Source organism: Streptosporangium sp. NPDC002544 (assembly GCF_040295965.1).
In the GTDB taxonomy this organism is placed as follows: Bacteria; Actinomycetota; Actinomycetes; order Streptosporangiales; family Streptosporangiaceae; genus Streptosporangium.
Genome location: NZ_JBEOWJ010000023.1, coordinates 168,795 through 177,610 on the forward strand (window position 1 = coordinate 168,795; position 8,816 = coordinate 177,610).

The window sequence follows — 8,816 nt, forward strand, 5'->3', positions numbered from 1 at the left end:
TCTGTCCCGCGGATCTTACCGTGGCGAGGGTCGGTCGGGCGGCGCCTCGCAAGGTGGAGCAGTGAGCCGCGGTGACCGACGGCAACGCGGCGGGACGCCGCCCGGCCGCGGCGGGCGGGCGATCCGAGGAACAGGGCCTGGCGACCAGCCGGAGCCGCACCGGGCGGAGACACGAGGTCTCTGCCTTTTCCATTTCGAACACCTCTTTCCGAACGGCCGCCGGCTCGCGGGACGCGCGCCGGCCGAGCATGGGGGGGCCTCATGTCGACCACCGCACCTCTGGAACGCGCAGCGGTAGGGCTGGGTGCGCTCACGGTGGGTGCCGGACCGGCCGTGGTGATAGGCGGCTCCGGTGCGGACGCCCGCTGGATCAGCCTGCGGGACCGGCACGGTGGGGTCCCCGCCGCCGAGTCCGTGCCGGCGGCCCGCGCCGAGGGGGCGGGGCCGCTCCTGGTGGAGCCGTCCTCGGCGGGAGACCTGCCGGTGATCGCCGAGAGTGCGGACGGCGTGGTGGTCGGCGCGGCCTGGATGCGAGATTCGGAGCTGGTGCGCGCCGCGGCCAGGCTCGGTCTGCCGGTGCTCCTCCAGCGGGCCTCCTCCGCGACGCTGGAGGAGTGGCTGGCGGTCGCCGGCCACTGCGTGGCGGAGGGCAACGACCAGATCATGCTCTGCGAGAGCGGCCGCGCCCACCCGGGCGGCGCCACCTTCGACCTCGTCCTGATGCGCTCCGCGCGGATGAGGTCGGGCCGCCCCGTCCTGGCCGACCTCGGCGCGGACCCCGCGCTGGCCGCCGCCGCGATCGCCGCCGGCGCCGACGGCCTGCTGCTGGATCCCGGCGCCACCGAGCAGGACGCGCTGGCCGCGCTGGAGGCCACCAGGATCGTCGGTGCCGTCACCCGCAGGGAGGTCCCCGACTCGGTGCCCGCCGCCCGCGACGCCATCGACCGCGTCGACGCGGCACTCGCCGTCCTGCTGGAACGCCGTGCCGAGCTCGCCGGCACCATCCAGCGCCTCAAGCCCGTCGGAGGCTTCGCCGGTCGCGACGCCGCCCGCGAGCGCCAGGTGGTCGCCGAGATGGCCCGCCGCGCCCCCGTCCTGGGCGAGGCCCGGCTCGCCCCCATCATGAACGCCGTCATCGAGGCGGGCCTGCACCTCGCCGAGGAACGCCGCTCGGCGCCCGCCGAGCGAGACTGAGAGGGGGAGACGACCCGGAGCACACGGGTCACTTTGGGAACTCGGATTTGGATACGCTTTCCCCGCCGACGGTGCGACTAGGGGAGGACGGGGCCGCATGTCAGACTCGTTTGTGCATCTGCACGTTCACACGGAGTACTCCATGTTGGATGGAGCCGCCCGTTTGAAGCAAATGTTCAAGCAGGTCGGCGACCTGGGCATGCCCGCCATCGCGATCACCGACCACGGCAACATGCACGGGGCCTACGACTTCTACAAGCAGGCGACCGGGGCGGGGATCAAGCCGATCATCGGCATCGAGGCCTACGTCGCCCCGGCCTCCCGGCACCAGAAGAAGCCGGTGCTGTGGGGCGAGCCGCACCAGAAGCGCGACGACGTCTCGGCGGGTGGCTACTACACCCACATGACCATCTGGGCGAAGAACGCCAAGGGTCTGAGCAACCTGATGAAGCTCTCCTCGCGCGCCTACACCGAGGGCTTCGTCCGTAAGTGGGCGCGGATGGACGCGGAGATCCTCGCCGAGCACGCCGAGGGGCTGATGGCCACCACCGGCTGCCCGTCGGGTGAGGTGCAGACCCGCCTGCGCCTGGGGCAGTACGACGAGGCGGTCGCGGCGGCGGCCAGGTTCCAGGAGCTGTTCGGCAAGGAGAACTACTACCTGGAGATCATGGATCATGGGCTCGACATCGAGCGCAGGGTCCGGGACGGCCTGACCCGCATCTCGCGCGAGCTGGGCATCCCGCCGCTGGTGACCAACGACTCCCACTACACCTACGAGTCGGACGCGACCTCCCACGACGCGCTGCTGTGCATCCAGACCGGCAAGCAGCTGTCCGACCCCGACCGCTTCCGCTTCGACGGCAGCGGCTACTACATCAAGAACGCCGACGAGATGCGCGCGGTGGACTCCTCGGACCTGTGGGCCGAGGGCTGCCGCAACACCCTGCTGGTCGCCGAGAAGGTCGACCCGAGCGGCATGTTCGGTTTCAAGAACCTGATGCCGACCTTCCCCCTGCCCGAGGGGGAGAGTGAGGAGAGCTGGTTCCGCAAGGAGATCTGGCGGGGCATGGAGCGGCGCTTCCCCGAGGGCGTCGACGCCGAGCACCGCACGCAGATCGAGTTCGAGATGGGCGTCATCCTGCAGATGGGGTTCCCCTCCTACTTCCTCGTGGTCGCCGACTTCATCATGTGGGCCAAGAACAACGGCATCCGGGTCGGCCCCGGCCGCGGCTCGGCCGCCGGCTCGCTGGCCGCGTACGCGCTGGGCATCACCGACCTCGACCCGCTGCCGCACGGGCTGATCTTCGAGCGGTTCCTCAACCCCGACCGCGTCTCCATGCCCGACGTCGACATCGACTTCGACGAGCGCAGGCGCGGCGACGTGATCCGGTACGTGACGGAGAAGTACGGGGCCGACAAGGTCGCCATGATCGCCACCTTCGGCACCATCAAGGCGAAGGCTGCCATCAAGGACGCGGCCCGCGTCCTGGGCCACCCGTACGCGCTGGGCGACAAGGTCTCCAAGGCGTTCCCGCCCGCGGTGATGGGCAAGGACATCCCGCTCTCCGGCATCTTCGACAAAGATCATCCGCGCTACAACGAGGCCGGCGAGCTGCGCAGGCTGTACGAGGAGGACGTCGACGTCAAGTCGGCGATGGACCTCGGCAAGGGCCTGGAGGGCCTGATCCGGCAGACCGGCGTGCACGCCGCCGGGGTCATCATGTCGGCGGAGGTGCTGACCGACTACATCCCGATCATGCGCCGCGACTCCGACGGTGTGATCATCACGCAGTTCGACTACCCGACCTGCGAGACGCTCGGCCTGCTGAAGATGGACTTCCTGGGCCTGCGCAACCTCACGATCATCGACGACTGCCTGAAGATGATCGAGGCCAACACCGGCGAGCAGATCGACCTGCTCAAGCTGCCGCTGGACGACCGCAAGACCTACGAGCTGCTCGGCAGGGGCGACACCCTGGGGGTGTTCCAGCTGGACGGCGGCGGCATGCGGTCGCTGCTGCGGCTGATGAAGCCCGACAACTTCGAGGACATCTCCGCCGTCGGCGCGCTGTACCGGCCTGGCCCGATGGGCGCCAACTCCCACACCAACTACGCGCTGCGCAAGAACGGCCAGCAGGAGATCGTCCCGATCCACCCGGAGTTCGAGGAGTCGCTGCAGGAGATCCTCGGCACCACGTACGGCCTGATCGTCTATCAGGAGCAGGTCATGGCCATCGCGCAGAAGGTCGCCGGGTTCTCGCTCGGCAAGGCCGACCTGCTGCGCCGCGCGATGGGCAAGAAGAAGAAGTCGGAGCTGGACAAGCAGTTCGAGTCGTTCGAGCAGGGCATGAAGGACAACGGCTACTCCGCGGCCGCGATCAAGACGCTCTGGGACATCCTGCTGCCCTTCTCCGACTACGCCTTCAACAAGGCGCACAGCGCCGCCTACGGCCTGGTCTCCTACTGGACCGCCTACCTCAAGGCCAACTACCCGGCCGAGTACATGGCCGGGCTGCTGACCTCGGTCAAGGACGACAAGGACAAGTCGGCCCTCTATCTCAACGAGTGCCGCCGGATGGGCATCAAGGTGCTGCCGCCGGACGTCAACGACTCCGACTTCGACTTCACGCCGCGCGGCACCGACGTCCGGTTCGGCCTGTCGGCCATCCGCAACGTCGGCGGCAACGTGGTCGACGGGATCATCGCCGCGCGCAAGGAGAAGAGCCGCTTCGCCGACTTCAAGGACTTCCTGCGTAAGGTCCCCATGGTCGTCTGCAACAAGCGGGTCATCGAGTCGCTGATCAAGGCCGGTGCCTTCGACTCGTTCGGGCATGTGCGCAAGGGCCTGGTGATGGTCCACGAGCAGGCGGTCGACAGCATCATCGGCATCAAGAAGAACGAGGCCCAGGGGCAGGACTCCCTGTTCGGCGCGGTCGAGGGCGCCGAGGACCAGACCTTCGACGTGCAGATCCCGGTGGGCGAGTGGGACAAGAACACGCTGCTGCAGTTCGAGCGGGAGATGCTCGGCCTGTACGTCTCCGACCACCCGCTCTTCGGCGTGGAGCACATCCTCGCCTCCGGCGCCGACTGCTCGATCGCCTCGCTCCAGGACGAGCACCGTCCCGACGGCCAGGTCGTCACCGTCGGCGGCATCCTGAGCGGCCTGCAGCGCAAGGTCACCAAGAAGGGCGACACCTGGGTGCTGACCCAGCTGGAGGACCTGGAGGGTGCCATCGAGGTGATGATCTTCCCCTCGGCCTACCAGCTCTGCGCGACCGTGCTCGCCGAGGACGCCATCGTCTTCGTCAAGGGCCGCCTGGACAAGCGCGAGGACGTCGGAAAGATCATCGCCATGGAGGTGACGGCGCCGGACCTGACCCGTGAGGCCGGTGGTCCCCTGGCGGTCAGCCTCGCCCTGACCCGCTGCACCCCGCCGGTGGTCGGCCGCCTCAAGGAGGTGCTGACCGCCCATCCGGGCACCACCGAGGTGCACCTGCAGGTGCACAACGGCCCCAAGACCACCATCATGCGCCTCGACGACCGCCTGCGGGTGTCGCCTTCACCGGCCCTGATGGGCGATTTGAAGCAGTTGCTCGGCCCCGCCTGCCTGGGGGCGTGAGAGCGGGCACCGAGTCGCCTCCGTGGTACTCCGCTTCCGGATGCGGCGTGGTCCGTCCGGAAGCGGGAACGCCGTCGGCGACGTGTGCTTTTCCGGTGCGCGAGGTTTCAGGTTAGGAAACCTTCCTAACTTCCGTTGACAGTCTCCCCGACGGCTTGTCACTATGCCGGAGAGTGGCTTGGCGCGGCGTCCCGGAGGGGACGTGACGCGCTCAGTGAGGGATTGTGCTGCCCCGGCCGCGTTGTGCACGGCGCCGCGACGGGCGCCGTGATCATCGTCTCTAGCCCCCACAGGAGACAAGCCCGTGTCATCAAGCACGCCTCACCCCGTCCCCCACCGCGTCCCCCACCGCCTCCTTCTCATCCTCTCGGCGGTCACCGTCCTCATTGCCGGGGTCCTGGTCGCCACCGGCCGCGCCGAAGCCGCCGAGACCCTGCTGTCGCAGGGCAGGCCCGCCTCCTCCTCGTCCAAGGAGGGCTCCTCCTACAGCTCGGGCAAGGCGGTCGACGGCAACCTCACCTCGACTCGCTGGGCCTCCCTGGAGGGCAGCGATCCCCAGTGGATCCGCGTCGATCTGGGGGTGATCTCCTCGATCTCCCGGGTCAAGCTGTTCTGGGAGGCCGCCTACGGCAAGGCGTACACGATCCAGGTCTCCGACGACGCCGCGAACTGGACCACCGTCTACTCCACGAGCAGCGGTGACGGCGGCCAGGACGACCTGACCGGCCTGTCGGGCTCCGGGCGCTACGTCCGCATGTACGGCACCGTCAGGGGCACCTCCTACGGCTACTCCCTGTATGAGTTCCAGGTGTTCGGCGGCGGCACCTCCACGCCCAGCCCCACTCCGACAGCGACCCCGACAGCGACCCCGACGGTGCCCCCGGGAGACACCTTCGTCGTCGCGGCCGCCGGTGACATCGCAGCCCAGTGCACCGCGAGCTCCAGTTCCTGCGTCCACCCCAAGACGGCGGCACAGGTCCAGGCGATGAACCCCGAGTTCGTCATCACCATGGGCGACAACCAGTACGACGACGCCCGGCTCTCGGACTTCCAGAACTACTACGACAAGACGTGGGGCAGGTTCAAGAGCAAGACGCGCCCCGCCGTGGGCAACCACGAGACCTACGACCCGGCCGGAACCTACGCGGGATACAAGGGCTACTTCGGCTCCATCGCCACCCCGCAGGGCAAGACCTACTACAGCTACGACCGGGGCAACTGGCACTTCATCGCCCTTGACTCCAACTACTTCGACCAGACGGCCCAGATCAACTGGCTCAAGGCCGACCTGGCCGCGAACACCAAGGGCTGTATCGCCGCCTACTGGCACCACCCGCTGTTCAGCTCCGGCGAGCACGGCAACGACCCGGTCGGCAAGCCGGTCTGGAAGATCCTCTATGACGCCGGAGCCGACCTGGTGCTCAACGGCCACGATCACCACTACGAACGGTTCGCCCCGCAGAACCCCGACGCCCAGGCCGACCCCAAGGGCATGGTGGAGATCCTCGGAGGCATGGGCGGCGCCTCACCGTACGGGATCACGAACGTCCAGCCCAACAGCCAGAAGCGGCTGGTGGACACCTACGGCGTAGTCAAGATGACCTTCGCCCCCGCCGCGTTCTCCTGGCAGCTGATCGGTACCGACGGTTCGGTCAAGGACACCGGCCCCACCTACGCCTGCCACTAGATGTACGTCTCGGCAAGCCGGGCCGCGGACGGAGCACGTCCGCGGCCCCGGCTCTCCTGGGCCGTCCCCGGGAACGTGCTCGCGCTCGGGGCGGTCAGCCTGGTCACCGACATCTCCTCGGAGATGGTCACGGCCGTGCTGCCGCTCTACCTGACGCTCTTCCTCGGCCTCAGCCCGCTGCAGTTCGGCCTGCTCGACGGGCTCTCCTTCGGCGTGACGGCGCTGGTCCGCCTCGCCGGGGGCAACCTCGCCGACCGGTGGCAGCGGCGCAAACTCATCGCCGGAATCGGATACGGGCTGTCCGCGCTCTGCAAGCCGGCCCTGCCGGCGGTGGGCGGCTCGGTCGCGGCGCTGGGCGTGGTGATCGCCGTCGACAGGACCGGCAAGGGACTGCGCACGGCCCCGCGTGACGCGCTGATCTCGCTGAGCGCCCCGGCCGGCAAGCTCGGTCAGGCGTTCGGCGTGCACAGGGCCATGGACACCGTCGGCGCGCTGCTTGGCCCGCTGGTGGCGTTCGCCGTCCTGACGGGCACCGGCGGGGCCTACGACGTGGTGTTCGTGGTCAGCTTCTGCGTGGCCGTGCTCGGCGTGCTGCTGCTGGCCATGTACGTCCGTGACCGGCGCACGCCGCTGCCCGCCCCGCGCCCGGCCACCTCGCCGCGCGCCGCGCTGGGGCTGCTGCGCGACGCGGCGTTCCGGCGGGTGTGCGTGGTGGCCGCGGTCCTCGGCCTGGTCACCGTCGGCGACGCGTTCGTCTACCTGCTGCTGCAGAAGCGCGGCGGGATCGACGCGGTGTACTTCCCGCTGTTGTCGATCGGCACGGCCGCCGTCTACCTGCTGCTGGCCGTGCCCGTCGGGCGGCTCGCGGACCGGCTGGGCCGGGTACCGGTCTTCCTGGCCGGGCACGTCGCCCTGATCGCCGCCTACCTCGTGCTGCTCGGACCGGGATGGCTCGTCGCGGTGCTGATCCTGCACGGGACCTTCTACGCCGCGACCGACGGCGTGCTGATGGCCGTGGCCGGGCCGATGCTCCCCGAGCACCTGCGTACGAGCGGCCTGGCCCTGCTCCAGACCGGTCAGGCGACGACCCGGTTGCTGTCATCCGTCCTGTTCGGCGCCGTCTGGACGATGTGGGGAAGCACCCGGGGACTGGCCGTCATGGCGGCCGGTCTCGCGGCCTGTGTGCTCGGCGCCTGGTTCGCGATGAGGAGGTACACGGTGAGAACGGCAGTGGCGCCACCCCGGGTGGGGAGGCGGACATGACCCCGATCCGGCGCCTGCCGGTGCTGCTCGCCGCGGTGGCGGTCCTCGGCGGCACGGCGGCCGGCTACGCGGCCTGGGCCACGCGCCGCGACCCCGTCCCGGTCTCGGCACCGGTGGCGGACGGCGGAGTGCTCCGTGCCGGGCAGCTGATGTTCCGCACGGCCGCCGGCCAGGTCGCCGGGGTGCCGCTCGGTGACCCCTCGGCCCTCCCCACCGCCGCGGGTCCGGCCTGTAACCGGTTCTCCACGGCGGGTGGCACCTCGATCTGCCTGGTCGCCAAGCCCGGGGCGCTGGTCAGCACGGACGCGGTGATCCTCGACCGCTCCATGCGGGAGACCCGGCGGATCAGGCTGGCCGGGATCCCGAACCGGGCGAGGATGTCGCAGAGCGGCCGGATGGCGTCGTGGACCGTGTTCGTCACCGGCGACTCCTATAACGAGGGCGGCTTCTCCACGTGGACGGGGATCCTCGACACCCGCACCGGCTACGCCGTCACCAACATGGAGGACATCCCGCTGACCCTGAACGGCCGCCGTCACCACGCGGTCGACGTGAACTACTGGGGGGTGACCTTCGCCGCCGACGACAACCGGTTCTACGCGACCCTCGCCACCGGCGGGAAGACCTATCTCGTCGAGGGCGACTACGCCGACTGGCGGGTACGGGCGCTCAGGGAGAATGCCGAGTGCCCGTCGCTGTCTCCCGACGGGACCCGGCTGGTGTTCAAGAAGCGGGTCTCCGCCGACCCGCGCCGGATGTGGCGGCTCCACATGCTGGAGCTGTCGACGATGCGGGAGACGCCGCTGGCCGAGACCGCGAGCGTTGACGACCAGGTGGCGTGGCTCGACGGGCGCACTGTGATGTACGCCAAGGGCCCGGACGTCTGGTCGGTTCCCGCCGACGGATCCGGTGCCCCGGCCCCGCTGGTGAGAGGGGCGTCGTCCCCGGTCGTGGTCCGGTGACCACGGCGGCCAGGCCCAGGTCGTCCGGCGGCCCCCCGGCGACCGGGGGCGGGGCGACCACGCGGTGGCGGGCGGCCGGGCGCCGCCTGCG

Annotated in this window: 5 protein-coding genes; all 5 read left to right on the forward strand. The window is 69.9% G+C overall.

Annotation, left to right across the window (positions count from 1 at the left end; all coding sequences use genetic code 11):
• The first annotated feature begins 261 nt into the window (after window positions 1-261).
• The 5 genes from ABT061_RS30910 to ABT061_RS30930 all read left to right on the forward strand — a co-directional run bounded on the left by ABT061_RS30910 (window position 262) and on the right by ABT061_RS30930 (window position 8,725).
• Window positions 262-1,194 carry a chorismate mutase gene (locus ABT061_RS30910; RefSeq protein WP_350924564.1) on the forward strand — a complete coding sequence of 311 codons (933 nt, stop codon included), beginning with the start codon at window positions 262-264 and terminating at the stop codon, window positions 1,192-1,194.
• Window positions 1,195-1,291: 97 nt separating this feature from the next.
• The gene (gene dnaE / locus ABT061_RS30915; RefSeq protein WP_350924566.1) at window positions 1,292-4,813 is read left to right on the forward strand and encodes a DNA polymerase III subunit alpha; all 3,522 of its coding nucleotides are present in this window, start codon (window positions 1,292-1,294) and stop codon (window positions 4,811-4,813) included.
• Window positions 4,814-5,117: 304 nt separating this feature from the next.
• On the forward strand, window positions 5,118-6,500 hold the full coding sequence (locus tag ABT061_RS30920) for a galactose-binding domain-containing protein (RefSeq protein WP_350924568.1): 1,383 nt from the start codon (window positions 5,118-5,120) through the stop codon (window positions 6,498-6,500).
• On the forward strand, window positions 6,501-7,763 hold the full coding sequence (locus ABT061_RS30925; protein WP_350924570.1) for an MFS transporter: 1,263 nt from the start codon (window positions 6,501-6,503) through the stop codon (window positions 7,761-7,763). It abuts the gene before it with no gap.
• Window positions 7,760-8,725: a TolB family protein gene (locus tag ABT061_RS30930; RefSeq protein ID WP_350924572.1), complete on the forward strand. Its 966-nt coding sequence runs from the start codon at window positions 7,760-7,762 to the stop codon at window positions 8,723-8,725. The genes ABT061_RS30925 and ABT061_RS30930 overlap by 4 nt, the downstream gene beginning before the upstream one ends.
• Window positions 8,726-8,816: the final 91 nt, after the last annotated feature.

What these genes read in the sequence shown, in the direction of transcription:
- ABT061_RS30910 (WP_350924564.1), top strand. Translation starts at nt 262, where the DNA reads ATGTCGACCACCGCACCTCTGGAACGCGCAGCGGTAGGGCTGGGTGCG.
- dnaE (WP_350924566.1), top strand. Translation starts at nt 1,292, where the DNA reads ATGTCAGACTCGTTTGTGCATCTGCACGTTCACACGGAGTACTCCATG.
- ABT061_RS30925 (WP_350924570.1), top strand. Translation starts at nt 6,501, where the DNA reads ATGTACGTCTCGGCAAGCCGGGCCGCGGACGGAGCACGTCCGCGGCCC.
- ABT061_RS30930 (WP_350924572.1), top strand. Translation starts at nt 7,760, where the DNA reads ATGACCCCGATCCGGCGCCTGCCGGTGCTGCTCGCCGCGGTGGCGGTC.